This window comes from Curtobacterium sp. MCPF17_011, from assembly GCF_003234145.1.
Classification (GTDB): domain Bacteria; phylum Actinomycetota; class Actinomycetes; order Actinomycetales; family Microbacteriaceae; genus Curtobacterium.
Genome location: NZ_QKSK01000005.1, coordinates 221,214 through 240,646, shown reverse-complemented (window position 1 = coordinate 240,646; position 19,433 = coordinate 221,214). Strand labels below are relative to the sequence as shown.

Annotated in this window: 21 protein-coding genes; 10 read left to right on the top strand and 11 right to left on the bottom strand. The window is 71.8% G+C overall.

Annotated elements, in window-relative coordinates; genetic code table 11:
- The first annotated feature begins 1 nt into the window (after position 1).
- Positions 2-481, top strand: coding sequence for a 6,7-dimethyl-8-ribityllumazine synthase (ribH, locus tag DEJ25_RS08520; protein WP_111044406.1), 480 nt, complete (start codon positions 2-4; stop codon positions 479-481).
- 94 nt (positions 482-575) lie between these two features.
- On the opposite strand, the gene DEJ25_RS16655 is transcribed toward ribH, so the two are convergent.
- The gene (locus DEJ25_RS16655; RefSeq protein ID WP_181421469.1) at positions 576-746 is read right to left on the bottom strand and encodes a hypothetical protein; all 171 of its coding nucleotides are present in this window, start codon (positions 744-746) and stop codon (positions 576-578) included.
- 67 nt (positions 747-813) lie between these two features.
- Positions 814-1,362 carry a TetR/AcrR family transcriptional regulator gene (locus DEJ25_RS08515; protein WP_110902591.1) on the bottom strand — a complete coding sequence of 183 codons (549 nt, stop codon included), beginning with the start codon at positions 1,360-1,362 and terminating at the stop codon, positions 814-816.
- A gap of 124 nt (positions 1,363-1,486) precedes the next feature.
- Here DEJ25_RS08515 and DEJ25_RS08510 point away from each other — a divergent pair, with 124 nt between their 5' ends.
- From DEJ25_RS08510 to DEJ25_RS08490, 5 genes are all read left to right on the top strand, one after another.
- Complete coding sequence (locus DEJ25_RS08510; RefSeq protein ID WP_111044405.1) at positions 1,487-3,514, top strand: aldo/keto reductase; 2,028 nt, start codon at positions 1,487-1,489, stop codon at positions 3,512-3,514.
- Entirely contained in the window at positions 3,493-4,515 is a 1,023-nt protein-coding gene (locus tag DEJ25_RS08505) for a LacI family DNA-binding transcriptional regulator (RefSeq protein WP_111044404.1), read from the top strand. Before DEJ25_RS08510 ends, DEJ25_RS08505 begins: the two co-directional genes overlap by 22 nt.
- Positions 4,516-4,731: 216 nt before the next feature.
- On the top strand, positions 4,732-6,255 hold the full coding sequence (locus DEJ25_RS08500) for an MFS transporter (protein ID WP_111044403.1): 1,524 nt from the start codon (positions 4,732-4,734) through the stop codon (positions 6,253-6,255).
- A 134-nt stretch (positions 6,256-6,389) separates the two neighbouring features.
- Positions 6,390-6,956 carry a flavin reductase family protein gene (locus DEJ25_RS08495; RefSeq protein ID WP_258366451.1) on the top strand — a complete coding sequence of 189 codons (567 nt, stop codon included), beginning with the start codon at positions 6,390-6,392 and terminating at the stop codon, positions 6,954-6,956.
- A gap of 45 nt (positions 6,957-7,001) precedes the next feature.
- Positions 7,002-7,616 carry a superoxide dismutase gene (locus DEJ25_RS08490; protein WP_111044402.1) on the top strand — a complete coding sequence of 205 codons (615 nt, stop codon included), beginning with the start codon at positions 7,002-7,004 and terminating at the stop codon, positions 7,614-7,616.
- Positions 7,617-7,725: 109 nt separating this feature from the next.
- Here the strand turns inward: DEJ25_RS08490 and DEJ25_RS08485 are convergent, their stop codons facing one another.
- The 6 genes from DEJ25_RS08485 to upp form a co-directional block, all read right to left on the bottom strand.
- On the bottom strand, positions 7,726-8,301 hold the full coding sequence (locus DEJ25_RS08485; RefSeq protein ID WP_111044401.1) for a TetR/AcrR family transcriptional regulator: 576 nt from the start codon (positions 8,299-8,301) through the stop codon (positions 7,726-7,728).
- Positions 8,302-8,424: 123 nt separating this feature from the next.
- A complete protein-coding gene (locus DEJ25_RS08480) occupies positions 8,425-9,912 on the bottom strand; it encodes a serine hydrolase (protein ID WP_111044400.1) in 1,488 nt (495 codons plus the stop codon).
- Complete coding sequence (locus tag DEJ25_RS08475) at positions 9,909-11,258, bottom strand: deoxyribodipyrimidine photo-lyase (RefSeq protein ID WP_111044399.1); 1,350 nt, start codon at positions 11,256-11,258, stop codon at positions 9,909-9,911. The genes DEJ25_RS08480 and DEJ25_RS08475 overlap by 4 nt, the downstream gene beginning before the upstream one ends.
- The gene (locus DEJ25_RS08470; protein ID WP_258366293.1) at positions 11,255-11,743 is read right to left on the bottom strand and encodes a MarR family winged helix-turn-helix transcriptional regulator; all 489 of its coding nucleotides are present in this window, start codon (positions 11,741-11,743) and stop codon (positions 11,255-11,257) included. Before DEJ25_RS08470 ends, DEJ25_RS08475 begins: the two co-directional genes overlap by 4 nt.
- 247 nt (positions 11,744-11,990) lie before the next feature.
- Entirely contained in the window at positions 11,991-12,788 is a 798-nt protein-coding gene (locus DEJ25_RS08465; protein WP_110902599.1) for a winged helix-turn-helix domain-containing protein, read from the bottom strand.
- 513 nt (positions 12,789-13,301) lie between these two features.
- Complete coding sequence (gene upp, locus DEJ25_RS08460) at positions 13,302-13,937, bottom strand: uracil phosphoribosyltransferase (RefSeq protein ID WP_110902600.1); 636 nt, start codon at positions 13,935-13,937, stop codon at positions 13,302-13,304.
- Between the two features lie 102 nt (positions 13,938-14,039).
- Between upp and DEJ25_RS08455 the strand changes: the two genes are divergently transcribed.
- Complete coding sequence (locus DEJ25_RS08455; protein ID WP_110902758.1) at positions 14,040-14,471, top strand: nucleoside deaminase; 432 nt, start codon at positions 14,040-14,042, stop codon at positions 14,469-14,471.
- A gap of 20 nt (positions 14,472-14,491) precedes the next feature.
- On the opposite strand, the gene DEJ25_RS08450 is transcribed toward DEJ25_RS08455, so the two are convergent.
- On the bottom strand, positions 14,492-15,448 hold the full coding sequence (locus DEJ25_RS08450) for a cation diffusion facilitator family transporter (RefSeq protein WP_110902601.1): 957 nt from the start codon (positions 15,446-15,448) through the stop codon (positions 14,492-14,494).
- A 74-nt stretch (positions 15,449-15,522) separates the two neighbouring features.
- On the opposite strand from DEJ25_RS08450, the gene proC reads away from it, so the two are divergent.
- Entirely contained in the window at positions 15,523-16,353 is an 831-nt protein-coding gene (gene proC / locus DEJ25_RS08445; protein ID WP_110902602.1) for a pyrroline-5-carboxylate reductase, read from the top strand.
- Between the two features lie 24 nt (positions 16,354-16,377).
- Here proC and DEJ25_RS08440 read toward each other — a convergent pair whose 3' ends face one another.
- Together DEJ25_RS08440 and DEJ25_RS08435 are read right to left on the bottom strand one after the other, a co-directional pair.
- Positions 16,378-17,073 carry a TrkA family potassium uptake protein gene (locus DEJ25_RS08440; protein ID WP_181421470.1) on the bottom strand — a complete coding sequence of 232 codons (696 nt, stop codon included), beginning with the start codon at positions 17,071-17,073 and terminating at the stop codon, positions 16,378-16,380.
- Positions 17,066-18,502, bottom strand: coding sequence for a TrkH family potassium uptake protein (locus tag DEJ25_RS08435; RefSeq protein ID WP_111044398.1), 1,437 nt, complete (start codon positions 18,500-18,502; stop codon positions 17,066-17,068). The genes DEJ25_RS08440 and DEJ25_RS08435 overlap by 8 nt, the downstream gene beginning before the upstream one ends.
- 73 nt (positions 18,503-18,575) lie before the next feature.
- On the opposite strand from DEJ25_RS08435, the gene DEJ25_RS08430 reads away from it, so the two are divergent.
- Together DEJ25_RS08430 and DEJ25_RS08425 are read left to right on the top strand one after the other, a co-directional pair.
- Positions 18,576-19,091 carry a helix-turn-helix transcriptional regulator gene (locus DEJ25_RS08430; RefSeq protein ID WP_110902605.1) on the top strand — a complete coding sequence of 172 codons (516 nt, stop codon included), beginning with the start codon at positions 18,576-18,578 and terminating at the stop codon, positions 19,089-19,091.
- Positions 19,092-19,178: 87 nt separating this feature from the next.
- Positions 19,179-19,373: a helix-turn-helix domain-containing protein gene (locus DEJ25_RS08425; RefSeq protein WP_058729786.1), complete on the top strand. Its 195-nt coding sequence runs from the start codon at positions 19,179-19,181 to the stop codon at positions 19,371-19,373.
- Positions 19,374-19,433: the final 60 nt, after the last annotated feature.

The following is a 19,433-nucleotide window of genomic DNA, read 5'->3' as shown; positions in this document are numbered from 1 at the left end:
CATGAGCGGAGCAGGAGCGGCGGAGCGCGAGCTCGTCGACGGCAGCGGCATCCGGGTCGCGGTCATCGCCGGACAGTGGCACGACGTCATCGCGAGCGGACTGCTCGCTGGGGCGCAGCGCGAGATCGAACGCCTCGGTGCCACCGCGCAGGTCGTCCCCGTCCCGGGCAGCTTCGAGCTCCCGGTGGTCGCGAAGGCCGCCCTCGAGTCCGGCTTCGACGCAGCGGTCGCCCTCGGCGTGATCATCCGCGGCGGGACCCCGCACTTCGAGTACGTCTCGGACGCGGCGACGAGCGGGTTGACCAAGGTCGCGATCGACACCGGCAAGCCCGTCGGCTTCGGCGTGCTCACCCTGGACGACGAGCAGCAGGGGCTCGACCGCGCCGGACTGCCCGGGTCGAAGGAGGACAAGGGCGCCGAGGCCGCACACGCGGCGATCGCCACGGCCGTCACGCTGCGTGGGCTGCGCGCCTCCGTGTAGCGGGACGGCGTTCGTCCACCGTCGTGCATCGGTACGACGCAGAACGGCCCCGCACCATCAGGTGCGGGGCCGTCCTGCGTGTGGCGGTGTGTGACTACCGCTTGCCGAACACGTGGATCGGCAGGAAGAAGGAGAGGCTCATCAGCAGCACACCGGCGATGAACACGAAGGCCTGACCGGAGTCGACCTGGAACGCGAACCCGAACAGGTACATCGACACCAGCAGCAGCAGGATCGAGAAAACAGCAGCGAGGACGCGGCCCACGGTGGTACCTCCGGGAATCGAGCGGGTGGATCGCGCCCAGTCTATCCCCAGGACCGGGAGCGACCGTTCACGCAGCCGGTTTCGTCGCGATCAGGCGGTCGACGACCTGGAGCAGTGCCGCCATGTCGACCGAGGCCCGGTCGGGACGGACGTCGCTCGCGGCCCCGAGCGACGCCGCGTGGTAGAGCCCGTCGCCGAGGAGCTTGACCGCCTGCGCCGTGGGGACGTCGTCCAGCGCGTCGACGAGGGTGGCGAGCCAGGCGTTCTCGGTCTCGTCCAGGGTCCGGCCGGCCTCTTCGTACCCGGCCTGCTGCAGGCGCGAGGCCGCGAGCAGGGCGAGGTCGAGCTCGCTGCCGACGAACTGACAGTTCTCGACGAAGTAGCGCGCCGGGCCGTCCTCGGCGGCGCGCATCCGTTCGATGTCCAGGGCGGACAGGTCGGCGAGCCGCTCGCACAGCCCCTCGACCAGGGCGGCTTTGGACCCGAAGTGGTAGAGCAGTCCACCCTTCGAGACACCGGCGCGCGCGGCGACGGCGTCGAGGGTGGCGGGACGTTCGCCCTCCTCGCACACGATGGCGACGAAGCTGTCGAGGACGCGGTCGCGAGCACTGGCCATGCGCACGAGTCTAGGGACACGCCGGGGGAACTGTGCTCCGTGAACGTTCACGGTCCCTTGTTCCGTGTGTCCGCACCGGATAGCCTCGCCTCGACCGTGAAGGTTCACGACGAACAGGATCCGCATGTCAGCGCAGACCGCGACCCCCACGCCCACCACGAACGACACGACCCCCGGCTGGGCGGTCCTCGGTCCCGGGGGGATCGCCCGACGGTTCCTCTCGCAGCTGTCGACGAGCAGCGGCCGACTCGTCGCCGCCGGCAGCTCGTCGGTCGAGCGGGCACAGGCCTTCGCGGACGAGGCCGCCGAGCACGGGTTCCCCGACGTGGTGGCGGGCACCTACGACGACGTCCTCGCCGACCCCCGGGTGGACGCCGTCTACATCGCGACCGTGCACACCGGGCATGCGGCCCTCGTCCTCGCCGCACTGCGGGCAGGCAAGGCCGTGCTCTGCGAGAAGCCGCTCACGCCGAACCACGGCACGACGATGGCGCTCGTCGACGCCGCACGACAGGCCGGGCTACCGCTGGTCGAGGCGTTCATGTACCGCTTCCACCCGCAGACCGCGGCCTTCCTCGACCTGGTCCGCGACGGCACGGTCGGCGCCGTCACCCACGTCGACGCGTCGTTCGCGTTCCGCACCGAGGATCGCTCCGGCCGGCTCTTCGAGGTCGAGACCGCCGGCGGCGGGATCCTCGACGTCGGCTGCTACCCGGTCACCATGACCGCGGCGGTCGTGCAGGCCGCGACCGGGGTCGCGGTCGCCGAACCCGTCGAGCTGCACGCCGTCGGGACGCTCGGTCCGACGGGCGTCGACGAGTGGACCGTCGCCAGCGCGACGTACGTGTCGGGCATCACCGCGAGCCTCCGGACCGGCGTCCGCGTCGAGGACACGAACGCGGTCGTCGTGCACGGCACGCGCGGCAGGATCGTGCTCCGCGACCCGTGGACCATCGGCGGCGACCTGGTCATCGAGGTCCGTACCGTCGACGCCCCACCTGCCGAGACGTCCTTCGCCGGTGCCGCCCCCTACGGGCTGGAGGCCGACGCCACCATCGACGCCCTGCGCGCCGGCCGGGTCGACGCGCCGCAGTTGACCACCGACGAGAGCCTGGCCGCGGCGCGCACCCTCGACCGCTGGCGTGCGGCGATCGGATTGCGCTACCCGTTCGAGGCCGAGACCGCCGACATCCCGACGGTCAGCGGCCGCCCGCTCACCGTCGCGCCCGACGCCCCGATGACGTACGGCGAGTTGCCCGGCATCGACAAGCGCGTCTCGCGCCTGGTGATGGGCGTCGACAACCAGCCGGACCTGGCCCACGCGAGCGCGGTCTTCGACCACTTCGTGGAGCAGGGCGGCACCGTCTTCGACACCGGGTACGTCTACGGCGGTGGGGTGCTCGAGGGCCGCTTCGGCGCCTGGGTCCGCAACCGCGGCATCCGCGAGGACGTCGTCGTCATCACGAAGGGCGCACACACGCCGTACTGCGACCCGGAGTCGCTCACCCGTCAGCTGCTCGAGAGCCTGGAGCGCCAGGGCACCGACTACGCGGACGTCTACATGATGCACCGGGACAACCCGGACATCCCGGTGGGGGAGTTCGTCGACGTCCTCGACGAACACCGCCGCGCTGGGCGCATCCGGGTCTTCGGCGGGTCGAACTGGACCCCCGCCCGGTTCGACGAGGCGAACGCCTGGGCCGCGGCGAACGGCAGGCACGGGTTCGAGGTGCTCAGCAACCACTTCGGTCTCGCCGAGGCCCTCGACGTCCCCTGGGCCGGGTGCGAGCACGTCACCGACCCGGAGTCGAAGCGTTGGCTCGAGGAGCGCCAGATCCCGCTGCTGCCGTGGTCCTCGCAGGCGCGCGGCTTCTTCACCGGTCGGGCCCGTCCGGACGACACGAGCGACGCCGAACTCGTGCGCTGCTACTACTCGGACGCGAACTTCGAGCGCCTGCGCCGCGCCGAGGAACTCGGGGGGCAGTACGGCGTCCCGGCGACCGCGATCGCCCTGGCGTACGTGCTGCACCAGCCGTTCCCGACCTTCCCGCTGTTCGGCCCGCGGACCATCGCCGAAGCGCGTTCGTCGATGCTGGGCCTGACCGTCGACCTCACGCCCGAGCAGGTGGCATGGCTCGACCTCCGCAGTTGACCGGCACCAGCGGCCGCGCGACGATCCTCGACGTCGCGGCGGCCGCCGGGGTGTCCCGGCAGACCGTGACCCGAGCGGTGAACGGCCTGCCGGGGATCAGCGACGCCACGAAGGGGCGGGTCCTCGCCGCCGCGGAGCAGCTCGACTACCGCCCGTCCCGCTTCGGGCGGGGGCTCGTGTCGGGCGGCACTCACCAGCTCGGGCTGCTCGTCGACGACCTCCGGAACCCGTACTCGCCGGAACTCGCCGCCGCGGTCCTCCGCCTGGCGGCCGCGCGCGGCTGGAACGTGATGCTCGCCGACGTCGGTCTGGCCGGTGACTCCGACCGGTCGGTGCAGGACCTCGGTGTGCAGACCGACGTCGTCATCGGTTCCCTCGGTACCCGCGCTCCGGAATGGATCGAACGGCTCGGCTCGGTGCCGGTCGTCGAGCTCGACCCGCACGGCGCGCCCGCCCGCGGTGCCGTCCGGCTGGACCCGGAGGGGGCGGTGGAGGCCCTCGCGGACCACCTGGTGGCGGTCGGCGTCAAGCACCCGCTCGTCCTCGACGCACCGTCCTCCGCCGAGACACCGGGGGAGCCGAGCACCCGCGGTGCGCTCCTGCTCGACGCCCTGCACCGACGCGGGTACCTGCCCGAGCACCTGCACGCCGAGGCTACCTCCGCCGATGCCGGTGCCGCGGGCACGACCGCAGCGCTCGCGCGGCACGCCCGCCTCGACGCGGTCGTCGCGTTCAACGACGTGATGGCGCTCGGGGTGCTCGCCGCCTGCCGTCGCGCCGGTGTCGAGGTCCCCGACCGCGTCCGCGTGGTCGGGATCGACGGCCTGACGCTCGGCACGCTCGTCGCGCCGACCCTCACCACGCTCGCGGTCGACCTCGACGAGGTGGCCCGCCATGCGGTGGACCTGGCGCTCGGCATGCTCGACGGGTCGCTGCCGCGGTCCGGCCCGGCGGCGGAGCGGGTGGTCCGGCACCGGCTGGTGGTGCGCGAGTCCGCGTGAGCGGTTGATCCACCGGCCGACCGGCGGACGGGAGGCGCGGGGCGGCCCCGATCCGTGCCTCCCGAACGCCATTGGTTGCACTTGCAACCACAACCGTCTGGACGGTACACTAACGGGACCTTGACGGGACGCGTGACGACTTCCGCGTCCCGTCTCGTCTGCGCTCAGCCCCTGCGGGGCGGCCAGCGCGACACGCTCGAAGTCCTGGAGTCCGCCATGTCCGCACTGCTCACCAGCCCCGTCGCCACCCGGATCACCACCAATCGTGGCTCCCGGTTCGCCGCGCTCGCGGTGCTCATGCTGCCGGTGCTGCTCATCTCGGTCGACAACACCGTGCTGAGCTTCGCGCTGCCCTCGATCTCGCGCGCCCTGCACCCGGATGCGACGACGCAGCTCTGGATGGTCGACGCGTACCCGCTCGTCCTGGCCGGGCTGCTCGTCGTGATGGGGAGCATCGGTGACCGGGTCGGACGCCGCCGGATCCTCGTGATCGGCGCGACCGGCTTCGCGCTGCTCTCCGCCGTGGCGGCCTTCGCCACCGAGGCCTGGATGCTCGTCGCGGCCCGGCTCGCGATGGGTGTCTTCGGCGCGATGCTCATGCCCGCGACGCTGTCGATCATCCGCAACGTGTTCCCCGACGACGGCGAACGACGCCTGGCGCTCGCGGTCTGGTCGACGATGTTCGCCGCCGGCAACGCCCTGGGCCCGCTGGTCGGCGGCGTGCTGCTCGCGCACTTCCACTGGGGCAGCGTCTTCCTCGTCGCCGTGCCGATCCTCGTCGTGATGCTCGTCGCCGTGCCGTTCTGCGTGCCGGAGTCCCGCGACCCGGAGCCCGGGCCCGTGGACGTCCCGAGCATGCTGCTGTCCCTCGGCGCCCTCGCCCCGACCGTCTGGGCGATCAAGTCCCTCGTGCACCCGGAGGAGCGGGGACTGGCGATCGCGATGGTCGCCGTCGGCGTGCTCTGCGGCATCGCGTTCGTCCGCCGGCAGCTGCGCTCCCGCACGCCGATGCTCGACATGCGCCTGTTCCGCAGCACCGCGTTCACCGGCAGCGTGCTGATGAACATGGCGGCGATGTTCTCGCTCACCGGGTTCCTGTTCTTCATCGCCCAGCACCTGCAGCTCGTGGCCGGGCTCGACCCGTTCGCCAGCGGCGTCGTGCTCGTCCCCGGCGCGGTGCTGACGATCATCGCCGGCCTCGCCGTGGTGCCCGTCGTCGCGCGTGTCGCTCCGCGCTGGGTCGTGTCCGTGTCGCTGCTGTTCTCGGCCGCCGCGTACGCCCTCGTCGCGGTGCTCGGCCACCACGCCTCGATCGCCGCGCTCGCGTTCGCGTTCGTGCTGCTCGGCATCGGCATCGGCGCGTCCGAGACCGTCACGAACGACCTCATCATCTCGACCGCCCCAGCGCACAAGTCCGGTGCGGCGTCGGCGATCTCGGAGACCGCGTACGAGATCGGTGCCGTGCTCGGTACCGCCGTCCTCGGCACGATCCTGGCCACGGCCTACCGAGCCCACGTCGTCGTGCCGGATGGACTGTCCTCGACGGCGCACACCGCGGCGGGAGAGACCCTCGGCGGTGCCGTCACCGCGGCGACGCAGCTCGGCGGGTCCGCAGGGCAGGCGCTCCTGGAGTCCGCCCGTGCCGCCTTCGACTCGGGTGTGACGACGACGGCGGGCGTCGCGGCGGCGCTCATGGTCGTCGCCGCAGCAGGAGCCGTCGTGATGCTGCGGCGTCGCTGACCCCGGCGTCGCGGCACGCCCGGGATGGGCCGATCCTGTGAATCATGGACCGGCACCCGGGCGCAGGTCCTACGTTGGGAGGTGGCCGCGACGACCGCGGCCGAACCCACGAACGAGGAACGACCACGACTGACATGCCCGACGCCGCTCCGGTCGACGTCCCCCAGCCCGGCACCCCCGCCGCCCCGCCCGAGGTGGACGCCACCACGGCCGACATCACCGCCGCGTACAAGGACGCCTTCCGTGGACACCCGGCCGGAGTCGCCGTGATCACCGCCGAGGGACCCGACGGACCGACCGGCCTCACCGCGTCGAGCGTCGCCTCGGTCGCGGTCGACCCGCCCGTCCTGGTGTTCTCGCTCTCGACCAACTCCGGGTCCGCCGGGGTCGTGCTCGGCGCGCCGCTGTTCGTCGTCCACCTGATGGACGCCCGCGGTGTCGCCCTCGCCAAGCGCTTCGCCTCCACCGGCAGTCCCGCCGCCGATGACCCGATCTGGGGCAGGCTCCCCTCGGGTGACCGCTACCTGCCCGACGCCGCCAGCGCACTGCGCTGCCGACCGCTCTCGACCACGCCGATCGGCGGCTCGACCGTCGTCGTCGCCGAGGTGCTCGACATCGTCGTCGGGCTCGACCGCGGTGAGCCGCTGGTCTACCACAACCGGGAATTCCACTCCCTGACCGATCGTTCCCGGCTCTCGTGAGCCGCGGAGCCCCGCACCCCACACCACCGATCGAAAGGACCGCCCATGGCTGAGTACACCCTGCCCGAGCTCCCGTACGACTACGCCGCCCTCGAGCCGCACATCAGCGGCAAGATCATGCAGCTGCACCACGACAAGCACCACCAGACCTACGTGACCGGCGCGAACACCGCGCTGCAGCAGCTCGGCGAAGTCCGCGAGTCCGGCAACTTCGGTGCGATCAACAAGCTCGAGAAGGACCTGGCGTTCCACCTCGGTGGCCACGTCAACCACTCGATCTTCTGGACCAACCTCGGCCCGGACACCAAGGTCCCGGAGGGCGAGCTCGCCGCCGCCATCGACGAGTTCTTCGGCTCGTTCGAGAAGTTCCAGGCGCAGTTCTCCGCCGTCGCGAACGGCATCCAGGGCTCCGGCTGGTCCGTCCTCGCCTGGGACGTCGTGGGCCAGAAGCTCGCCACGTTCCAGCTGTTCGACCAGCAGGGCAACATCCCGTTCGGTCTCGTCCCGATCTTCATGCTCGACATGTGGGAGCACGCCTTCTACCTCGACTACCTCAACGTCAAGGCGGACTACGTCAAGGCCGTGTGGAACATCGTCGACTGGGAGAACGTCGCCGCGCGCTTCGAGAACGCCAAGTCGCAGAGCTTCGTCACGCTCTGAGCGTCCCCGACGCGGGTCGCTGAGGCGACCACCTGATGACGGGAGGCCCGGTACCAGCTGGTACCGGGCCTCCCGTCATGCGGTCATCGCGTGACGTCCTGACGCAGGCTCAGCGCACACCGACGCCGATCTCGGCCGCCAGCCGCCGAGCGACCCCACGAAGGGCGTCGTCCGTGTGGACGACGTCGCCGTCGAGGACCGCACCCCACTGGACCCCCCGGGCGGCGAGGACGGCGCCGCGGGCCAGCCGGACCGCCTCGTCGTCGCATGCCCCGTGCTCCCGGCACCACGCGGTGAGCGTCTCGACGTGCGTCCGGTGCAGGCGCCGGTGCCGGTCATGACCCGACAGGTACTCGACCGCGCCGAGCTCGAAGGTCAGGCGTGCCGCCAGGAAGCGCTCCCTGACGTGCAGGGCGCCGAACACGTGGACGACGTACTCGGCCAGCGCCCGTTCGTCCGACGTGGGATCGAGGCAGACCGCGAGGACCGGGCCGCTCAGGTGCTCGACGACGGCGTCGATCAGGCCGTCTCGGGAGCCGAAGTGGTAGACGATCGGGTACGCGCTGGTCCCGAGGACCCGACCGAGGCTGCGGACGGAGACGTCCTCGATCCGGGTGCTGTGGAGGTGGTCCGTGACCTTGCAGACGATCGCGGGCTTGAGCGTCGGGTCCGGTTTGCGTGGCATGGTCTCTTCCGGGGCGGTGGTGGGACGGCTGACCGCAACGGGGACCGAGCGGACATGTGTCATGTTACCGGATGGTATCGACCGCCGTGTTCCCGGTCGCGGGCCCGCTTCAGGGCTCCGAGGTCAGACTGGCGTCGGCTCCGCCCGGACGGTCAGCGTCTGCACCAGTCCCGCGGCGAGCGGCGCGAGCCGGATCTCGACGCGCAGGCGACCACGCTCTCCGGGCAGCCACCATCGCAGGTGCGTCGGCGTGCTGGACTCCTCGGCGACGGGTGTCGCTCGCAGGTCGGCGCCGACCGCCTCGACCGCGGTGGCCAGCGCCGCACGTCGGCGGTCCCACGGCACGTCCATCGGGACGTTCGGCGTGCAGATCGTCGCGGCCCGTTCGTCGTCCCAGTCGGCCAGGAGGCCCTGCACGGCTGCCTGCGCCGCTCGCGTCTCCGGGGACACCGTGGTCGGTGGCACCCGCGTCCCGGCCGCATCCCCGGCGGACCGGACGTCCGCGAGGACGAGGTCGTGCGCCTGGGCGGCCGCTGCGGACACCTTCGCCTGCGTGGCGTTCTCGAAGGCGACGACACCGATGCCGGTCGACACCGACCACCGCATGTGTGCCGAGAACCCCGGGTAGCCGCCGGAGTGCGACACGATCGACCCGACGACGGGGTCGTGTTCGACGAACAGGCCGGAGCCGTACCCGGTCGCCCGCGTCGAACCCGGCAGGGCCTCGGCCGGGATCATCCGCATCGCCTGCTGCATCGCCCGGCGCTCGGCCGTCCCCAGCGGTCCGGCCTGGTCGCCGTCCGCGGCCGTGTCCGCTGCCGCAGGGTGTCCCGGGAACGGCGGCGCCGTGCCCTCGAACGCGGCGGCGAGCCAGGAGCCCCACCGAGCGAGGTCCCGGACGGTGGAGAACAGTCCACCGATGGGTGAGAACGCTCCCGGTCCCGGGGTCGTCAGGGCTTCCCACTCCGAGCCGTGCCGTCGGTACCCGGTGACCACGTGACCCCGGGCGTCCCGTGCGGCGAAGACGGTGTCGTCGAGTCCGAGGGGCCGGAGGACCCGATCGGTGGCGACGGCGGTGAACGGTGCTCCGGCGACGACGGCGACCACCCGGCCGAGCAGCGCGTACCCGAGGTTCGAGTAGGCGAAGCGCGTTCCCGGGACCGAGTCGAACAGCAGTCCGGCGCGCAGCACGTCGTCGAGGTCGTCGTCGGAGATGCTCTCCTGACGGTCGCCCCACGGGTCGTCGGTGGGGAAGCCCGCCGACATCGTCAGGAGCATCCGGACCGTGGGGACGGGGGAGTCCGCCGTGGGCAGGACGACGGAGCGGAACGCCGGCACGAAGTCGGTGACCGGGTCGTCGAGGGAGAGCAGCCCGTCCCCGACGAGACCGAGGAGCGTCGTCGCGGTGACGCTCTTCGTGCACGACGCGATCCGGTACACGGTGTCGGCGTCCGGCACCGTGCCGTCCCCGCGGTCACCGGCGCCACCGGAGGCGACGAGCCCGTCCCGGTCGAACACGCCCCAGACACTGCTCGGTGCGATGCCGTCCGCCACACGCTGCCGGTGCAGCGCGTCGACCACGTCGATCACCGCGGGCGACGGCCGGGTCATGCGCGCCGCATCTCGGCGTAGGCGTCCAGGGCACGCTGCCGTGTGGCCTTGAGGTCGACCATCGGCTCCGGGCGCTCCTCGTCGGCCGGCACCCAACGGCGGACGTACTCCCGGTGCGGGTCGAAGCGCTCGAGTTGCCGGTCCGGGTTGAACACGCGGAAGTACGGCGCGGCGTCGAAGCCGGAGCCCGCGACCCACTGCCAGTTCGCCGCGTTGTTGGCAGCGTCCGCATCGACGAGGGTGTCCCAGAACCACTGCTCGCCCGTGCGCCAGTCGACGAGCATGTTCTTCACGAGGAAGCTCGCCGTGGCCAGGCGGACCCGGTTGTGCATCGCGCCGGTGTGCCAGAGCTCCCGCATGCCGGCGTCCACCAGGTCGAAGCCCGTGGTGCCGTGCCGCCAGCGGTCGAGCTCTGCTTCCGAGGCGTCACGCCACGGGAACGCGTCGAACTCCCGCCGGACGTTGGTGCGCGCGATGTCGTCGCAGTGGAAGTACTCGTTCCAGTTGAACTCCCGCCACGCGAGCTGCCGGAGGAACTCGGGTGCGGCCCGGCGCTGGTCGGGCTCCAGCGTCTCGTGCATCCGGTGCCAGACCTGGTACGGGCTGATCTCGCCCCAGCGCAGGTGCGGGGACAGACTGCTCGTCGCGGCCTGCGCGGGTTCGTCCCGCTGGTCGTAGTCGGCGAGGGCCTCGTCGATGAACCGCTCGAGCCGGTCGGACGCGCCGTGTTCACCCGGGGTCCAGGAGTCCCGCATGCCGCCGGCCCAGTCCGGTGCCGTCGGCAGCAGAGCCCAGTCGTCGAGGGCGTCGGACGCCACGTCCGGCGGTGCCGTGATGGTGTCCGGCTCGGCCCACGGGTGCCGGGGTTCGGGCATCGCCTGTGCCGCACGCCAGAACGGGGTGAACACCTTGAACGGCTCGCCCTTGCCGCTGAGGACCGTCCAGGGTTCCCAGAGCAGGTTGGCTGCGGCGCTGTGCGCCTCGATGCCGCTGGCGATCAGGCCGGCCTTGATGCCCGCGTCGAGCTCTCGCTCCACCAGGCCGTACCGCCGGTTCCAGAACACGGCGTCCGCACCGGTCTCCGTCACGAGGGCGGGGACGACCTCGGCCGCCGGCCCGCGACGGAGCACGAGCCGCGAACCGTACTCGCGGAGGTCTGCATCGAGCGCGCTCAGGGACTGGTGGAGCCACCACCGTGCCGCGGCACCGAACGGGCGGATGCCGTCGCTCTGCTCGTCGAGCACGTAGACGACCGTCACCGGTCCGTCGCGGTCGGTGGCGGAGCGGAGCGCCGGGTTGTCCGCCAGTCGCAGGTCGTCGCGCAGCCAGACGACGGAGCCGCTCATGCCGGGCTCCCGACCGAGCGACGGGTCGTCGTGGTCGCCGCTGCGGCCACGCGGAGCTTCGTGCAGAGCTCGGTGAGCGTCCGGAGCTCGGCGTCGTCGAGCCCGGCGCCGACCTGCGCCGCGATGGTGGAGGCGTGCTGCACCGCGACCGCGCGGTACACGTCGAACCCGTGCGGCGTGAGGGCGACGATCACCCCGCGGGCGTCCGTCGGGTCCGGCTGCTTCTCGACGATGCCCTTCGCGGCGAGTCGGTCGACCAGACGGCTGACACTCGGCTGCGTGAGCAGGAGGTGACCGGTCAGGTCACGCATCCGGCAGCGACGGCCGGGCTGCGTCGACAGGTTGAAGCACACGTCGTACTCGTTGAAGGAGATCTCGGCCGACGGGAACTCGGTGTTGAGGTTCCGCATGACGGTGACCTGGGCGCGGAACAACGACTCCCATGCCGCGACCGCTGTGGCCTTCTCGCTGCGGTGATCGCTCACGGGTCTTTCCCTCCGTCTGGTGGACCACCACCCTACCGACGGGGTCGGACACAGAACGCGGGCCGGCCGTCCTGGTGGACGACCGGCCCGCTCCCTTGCACCAAGAGATTCCTGCAATCACATTCCACAGCCGATGCCACAGCAAACACCGTCTGCACGACCGACTGTATAACGGTGCGGTAACGCCGGGGAAGGGCGCCTCGCCGACGAATCCTGCGAGTTGTCCGATCGGCGCACGAGAGCAGGTTCAGAAGAGGTCGGGGGAGGGGGTGGAGGCGTAGCGGACCGAGACGTCGGCGTGGCGGTCGAACCGGTACCCGACGCCGCGGACCGTCCGGACGATCTCCTCGAAGGCGCCGAGCTTCGACCGGAGGCGCCGGACGTGCACGTCGATGGTGCGCTCGTTCGGGGTCTCGTCCTCGCCGTCGGACCACAGACCCTCGATGATGGCCGAGCGGTCCACCGTGCGGCCCTCGCGGAGGACCAGGAACTGCAGGAGCTCGAACTCCTTGAAGGTGAGCGGCGCCGCTTCGCCGTCGAGGACGACGCGCTTCCGGGAGATGTCGATGACGACCCCGGTCTCCTCCGGCTCGGGCTTCTCGGTCTGCTTGCGCGCCGCGACCGCCGAGCGGTCCTGCAGGGCCAGGCGGACCACGTCGACGTCACGCCCGCCGGAGCCCTCGGCAGCGACGGCGACCGCCGCGTACGTCTCGGCGGTCGGGACGAGCTGGGCGGTCAACGCCTTCAGTTGCTCGACGACGGCGGCCAGGGTCGTGCCGGCGGCAGCGGCCGCGGCCTCGTCGAGTCCGACGTAGAGGGCGAACCCGCGGGCCTCCGTGCCCTCCGGCAGCGCACGGTTGCGGGCCGGGGCGACGACCGGGCTGGTCGGGACGGCAGCGCGGTCGGTGACCGGACGGGCGGGCTGCGTCGGCAGGGCTGCGGGGCGACGGCCGCGGATCGGGGTGACGCTGCCGAGGTCGGTCGTGGTCGACGCGGCGCTGCGGAGATCGGGGGTGGTGCGGGGCTGGGCGATGGTGAGCGACATGGTGCGGTCTCCGGGTGGTGCGGGGGCCGAGCGGTGTGGTGGTGCTTCGGCCGGTGTCGAATGCGTCGGCCGGATCAGCCGTGGCCACGACGGCGGTCGCTGCGACAGCGTTCGCCGAGGCGTCCTGCGGTCCGTGGGGACCGGGGCGGATCCGGGGGAGCGGGGTCCGACCTCGTGACGGTGGTGCGCGTCGTCGACGGGGTCGTCACCGGGGGATCACACGCGCGCGACGGGGGTGGTGTCGCGGGGGATCCGGCTGGAACGGGTACCGATCAGGCACACATTCGACAACGCATGACCGCCGTGGTCGGCATCATGATGCCGACGGTCCCCGAGGCCTCGTGGAGGGCGCGAGTGGACACGGTTGCAGTCATGGCATGAGTATCGGCGGTATACCAACGCCGTGTCAACCGTCCGCGCGGACGGTGACGGTTGTGGACAGTCGCGGAGACGACGGACGGGAGGCCCCCACCGGTCCGGTGGGGGCCTCCCGTCGGTGGAGCAGTGCGGTGGCTACTCGGCCAGGCCGTAGAGGCGGTCGCCGGCGTCGCCGAGGCCGGGCACGATGTAGCCGTTCTCGTCGAGACGCTCGTCGAGCGCACCCAGGACGATGGTCACGTCACGGTCGCCGACGGCCTTCTCGAGCGCGGCGAGACCCTCGGGCGCGCCGAGGATGCAGACGCAGGTCACGTCGACGGCACCGCGCTCGAACAGGAAGTCGATCGCGGCGGCGAGTGTCCCACCGGTCGCGAGCATCGGGTCGAGCACGAAGCACTGCCGGTTCGACAGGTCGTCGGGCAGGCGCTCGGCGTACGTCTGCGGCTCGAAGGTGACCTCGTTCCGGGCCATGCCGAGGAACCCGACCTCGGCCGTGGGGACGAGCTTGACCATGCCCTCGAGCATGCCGAGGCCGGCGCGGAGGATCGGTACGACGAGCGGACGCGGCTTCGCGATCGCGACGCCCATCGTCTGCGCGACCGGGGTGGTGATCGGTGTGGCCGTCACCCGGACGTTGCGCGTGGCCTCGTACGCCAGGAGCGTGACGAGCTCCTCCGTCAGGGCCCGGAAGGTGGGGGAGGGAGTGGTCCGGTCGCGGAGCACCGAGAGCTTGTGGGTGATGAGCGGGTGGTCGGCGACGTGGACTCGCATAGGGTCGAGCGTACCGTGCCGCACCACTCCCGGCGGTCGCGGTCCCACCGCACGATCGGAGCACGCGTGGAGCACCCGGCGCACCGGCCCTTCGTCCCCGCGATGGAACGCGCCCTGGACGAGGCCCGCGCCTGTCTCACGACCGACGACGTCCCGGTCGGTGCCGTCGTCCTCGACGCGGACGGTGCGGTGGTCGCGGTCGGACGGAACGAGCGGGAGGCCCGCCAGGACCCGACCGCGCACGCCGAGGTCCTCGCGCTCCGCGCCGCCGCGGCGGTCACCGGTGACTGGCACCTGGCCGGGCACACCCTCGTCGTGACGCTCGAGCCGTGCCCGATGTGCGCGGGCGCGGCCCTCGCGGCGCGGGTGCCCCGGATCGTCTTCGGCGCCTGGGACCCGAAGGCCGGTGCGAGCGGCAGCGTCTACGACATCGCGCGGGACCGTCGGCTGCCGCACCGGGCCGAGGTGGTCGCCGGCGTGCTCGAGGACGAGTGCGCCGCGGTGCTCGACGCGTTCTTCGCCGAGCGGCGCTGAGCCCGCGTCGATGAGCGCCGTCAGTCGGCTGCGCGCAGGACGATCGCCTCGGTCGACGGGTGCGGGCCGTCTCGGCGGACGTCCGGCTCGATGTAGATGACCCGGGCGATCGGCACGGCTGCACGGACGCGCTGCTCCACCGTGTCGATGCCGGCGGCGACGTCACCGAGACGGCGGTCCCCGTCGACGGCGACCTTCATGCCGACCATCAGCTCCTCGGGCCCGAGGTAGAGGGTCTTGAGGTGGATGATCGAGTCGACCTCCGGGCCGTCGAGCACGGCCTGCTTGATGCGGGCGACGTCGCCGGGACCGGCACCCTCGCCGACCAGCAGGCTCTTCGTCTCGACGCCGAGCACGAGCGCCACGGCGATGAGCAGCACGGCGATGAGGACCGTGCCGATCGCGTCGAACACCCCGTTGCCGGTGAGGGCCGTCAGACCGACGCCGAACAGCGCGAAGACCAGGCCGATCAGGGCTGCGGTGTCCTCGAGCATGACGACCGGCAGTTCCGGGGCCTTGGCGCGGCGGACGAACTGGATCCAGGACTGTCCGCCCTTGTGCGGTGCGGCTTCCTTGAGGGCGGTCCGGAGCGAGAAGCCCTCGAGCCCGATCGCGATGACGAGCACCACCATCGGCAGCCACCAGTTCTCGAGCGGGTGCGGGTGGGCGAACTTCTCGATGCCCTCGTAGAGCGAGAACACCCCGCCCACCGAGAACAGCACGATCGAGACGACGAAGGCGTACACGTAGCGCTCACGGCCGTGGCCGAACGGGTGCTCCTCGTCCGCGGCCTTCTTCGCCTTCCGGCCGCCGAGCAGCAGGAGCAGCTGGTTCGCGGAGTCCGCGAGGGAGTGCACCCCTTCCGCGAGCATCGACGCGGATCCGCTGATCGCCGCGGCGATGAACTTCACGATCGCGATCCCGATGTTCGCACCGAGTGCGGCGAAGATCGCCTTCGTCCCTCCGGAAGCGCTCATGTGGCTGTCCGACCCCTTCTCTCACCGACCTGGACCACGATCCTAGGCTGCCGGTCCTCGCTAGGTTGGGGGCCATGACCATCGAACTGCCCCGCGTCGCCATGCTCGGCGTCGGTTCCATGTCCGGCGCGGTCCTGCAGGGCCTCCTGGCCGCCGGCGTGGCGCCCGACGCCGTCGTGGTGACCACCCGCTCGGAGTCCTCGGCCGACGCACACCGTGCCGCCGGGCTCGACGCCACCGCGACCGAGACCGATCCCGACGCCAACCGGGCAGCGGTCCGCGGCGCTGGGCTCGTCGTGCTCGGGGTGAAGCCCTTCGGCATCGTGGACCTGCTCGACGAGGTCGCAGCGGACCTCGCGCCCGACGCGGTCGTCGTCAGCGTCGCCGTCGGCGTGACCACGACCACGATGGAGGCCCACGTGCCCGCCGGTGTCCGGGTGGTGCGCGCGCTGCCGAACACCCCGATCGGCGTCGGCCTCGGGGTGACCGGCATCAGCGCCGGAGCGTCGGCGGACGTTGCCGCGACGGCGCTGGCCGCGCACGTGTTCGCCGTCTCGGGCGAGGTCATCGAGGTCCCCGAGTCGCAGCTGGACGCCCTGTCCGCGGTGTCCGGCTCCGGACCCGCCTACGTCTTCCTGCTCGTCGAGCAGTGGCAGCAGGCCGCCGAGGCGCTCGGGTTCACCCACGAGCAGGCGCGCACCATGGTGCAGGGCACCGTCCGGGGAGCCGTCGAGCTCCTCGCCCGCTCCGGCAGTGAGCCGGCGGACCTGCGCCGGGCGGTGACGAGCCCGAAGGGCACCACGGAGCGGGCGATCGCCGTGCTGCAGGACGCGGACCTGGCCGGGACGCTCGAACGCGCCGCCAGGGCCGCCGTCGCGCGCGCCGAGGAGCTGTCCCGGCTCTGACGGCGGGGCGGCCAGCCGACCGGGCTACTCGAGCGCGGCGAACCGTTCGAGGTCGGTCTCGGTGCCGGAGACGATGATGAGGTCGTCCTCGCCGATGACGCTGTCCGGGTTCGCCGGCACGAAGGCCTGCCCGGGCGGCTTGATCCCGAGCACCGTCAGGCCGAAGCGTGTGCGGATCACCGTCGTCGCCAGGTCCCGGCCGCGGACGGCTCGCGGCGGGAACATCTTGACCACGGCGAAGTCGTCGTCGAACTCGATGAAGTCGAGCATCCGGCCGGACACCAGGTGCGCCGTCCGCTCGCCGGCCTCGCGCTCCGGGTAGACCACGTGGTTCGCGCCGATGCGGCTGAGGATCGTGCCGTGCGACCGGCTGATCGCCTTCGCCCAGATCTGCGGCACCCCGAGGTCGACGAGGTTCGCCGTGATGAGCACGCTCGACTCGAGGTCCGAGCCGGTCCCGACGACGGCGATCGCGAAGTCCTGCGCGCCGATCTGCCTGAGCGCGTCCATGTCGGTCGCGTCCGCCTGCACGGCGTGGGTGACCCGGTCCGACCACTTCTGCACCAGGGCGGCGTCGGTGTCGACGACCAGGACGTCCCGGCCCTGACGCTCGAGCTGCCCGGCGGTGGCGGCGCCGAAGCGGCCGAGGCCGATGACCAGCACGGGCGCGTCGTGGCTGACAGGACCCTGCTGGTGGTGCGTGCGGTTTCGGTCAGCCAACGATCGGCCTCTCCTCGGGACGGCGGAACAGCTGCCGGCTCTGACTCGCTGCGAGCGCGGCGGCGATGGTCACTGTACCGACCCGCCCGAGGAACATCGTGGCGGCGAGCACGTACTTCCCGGAGTCCGGCAGGTCGCCGGACACCCCGGAGGACAGCCCGCACGTGGCGAACGCGGAGATCACCTCGAACAGGACCCGGTCGAGCGGCTCGTGTGTGATCTGCAGCAGCACGACGGTGGCGACCGCGACGATGGTGGCACCCCACAGGACGATCGCCACGGCGACGCGGAGGACGTCGCTGGGGATCCGGCGACCGAACACCTCCATGCTCTGCCGGCCACGGGCCTCCGCGACGGCCGCCAGGAAGAGCACCGCGAGCGTCGTGACCTTGATGCCGCCGGCCGTGGAGGCGGAGCCACCGCCGATGAACATGAGCATGTCCGTGACCAGGAGGCTCGACCCGTGCAGCTCGTCGAAGTCGACGAGCGAGAAGCCACCGGACCGGGTCATCGTCGACAGGAACAGCGCCTGGAAGGCCGTGCGCCCCGCACCCTCACGACCGAAGGTGGCGGGGTTCGAGGCCTCGAGTGCGATGTACGTGACGGCACCGCCGAGCAGCAGGATGCCGCTCGTCACCAGTGTCAGCTTCACGTGGATCGGCCAGCGCCTGGGGGAGCGCAGCTGCTTGGTCAGTGTGCGGATCACCGGGAAGCCGATCGAGCCGGCCACGACGCCGACCATGAGCAGGCTGAGGAACCAGTAGTCATGGGCGAACGGGTCGAGTCCGTCGGCGTTCGGGGCGAACCCGGTGTTCGTGAACGCCATCGCCGCGTAGTAGAACGAGTCGCCGACCGCCGACCAGAACGGGAGGCCGGTCACCAGGACGCTCGGCAGGAGCAGGAGGCCCAGGACGATCTCGATCGACAGGGTGCTCACCGCGACGGTGAGCAGCAGTGTGCCGACGTCACCGAGCCGCACCGCCTGTCCTTCCGGGACGGCGCCGTGGTGCGTCCGCAGCGGGTTCGAGTCACCGGCGGCGATGAGCTTCGCGCGGAGGCCCAGCCGCCGCGTGACGACCAGGCCGAGGATCGACGCGAAGGTGAGCACCCCGAGCGCACCGATCTGGGTCCCGATGACGACCAGGACCTTGCCGAACACCGACCAGTGCGTCGCCATGTCGACCGTCGCGAGCCCGGTGACGCAGACGACGCTGGCCGCGGTGAACAGGGCGTCGGAGAAGTGCGTCGTCGTGCCGTCCGCCGCGGCCATCGGCGTCATGAACAGCACCGTGAACAGGAAGATCAGCACGATGAAGACGAGGATCGCCAGGCGGGAGGGCGACGATCGGAGCGCGGTGGTGATCCGGCCGGGGCGTCGCCGGGCCGCCGCGGTGCCCAGGGCGGGGACCGGCTCGGTGCGGTCGAGCATCGTATGCCTCCGAGGACATGGGCGGGACAGAGCGTCATGGTACATCCGCACCGCGGCGGTTAGCCTCTCCCCCATGGCCGACATCTTCAGCGTCGTCGCGGACCCGACCCGGCGTGCACTGCTGGGCGAACTGCTCACCGCGTACGGGGCGGACGCGACCGGCGGCGAGCTCAGTGTCGGACAACTCGTGCTGCGGCTCGGCGTGACGCAGCCCACCGTGTCCAAGCACCTCCGGGTGCTCCGGGACATCGGGCTCGTCACCAGCCGCGAAGAGGGCCAGCACCGCTACTACCGCCTGGACCCGGAACCGCTGCTCGGCATCGAGGAGTGGGTGGTCCCGTTCACGAACGCGGTGGACGCCGACGGCACACCGGCGACGACGTCGTGGACGCTCGACGGCCAGCCGGTGTCCTTCCGTCGGAGCGGTCCGGCCGGCAAGGCGACCGTCGAGGTGGGCACCGAACTCGGCCGCGTGATGGCCGAGGCGTCGCACCGCGCGACCGTCGCGTTCACCGGCGCACAGCAGGGCTGGGAGCGTGTCGTCGACCGCAGCCGGCGCCGGTTCACGAAGCGGCCCGAGGACGACTGAGCAGCTGCTGGACAGCGAGGCTCACGCGCCTCTACAGTGTCCAGAGACCACACAGGTCACAACAAGCAAGCCACCCGAAGGCGGATCATGACCGGCAGTTTCGACGACGTGCGATTCCTCACCGTCGCGGAGGTCGCCGAGATGATGCGGGTCTCCAAGATGACCGTCTACCGCATGGTGCACGCCGGTGAGCTCCCCGCCATCCGGTTCGGTCGTTCCTTCCGGGTCCCCGAGTCGGCGGTCGCGGAACTCCTCCGCGGCGGCATCGCCGACGTCGGCTGACCCCGACCCCTCCGCCCCGGGCGTCCATCGTCCGTCCCGGCGCCGTTCGACATCGCGACA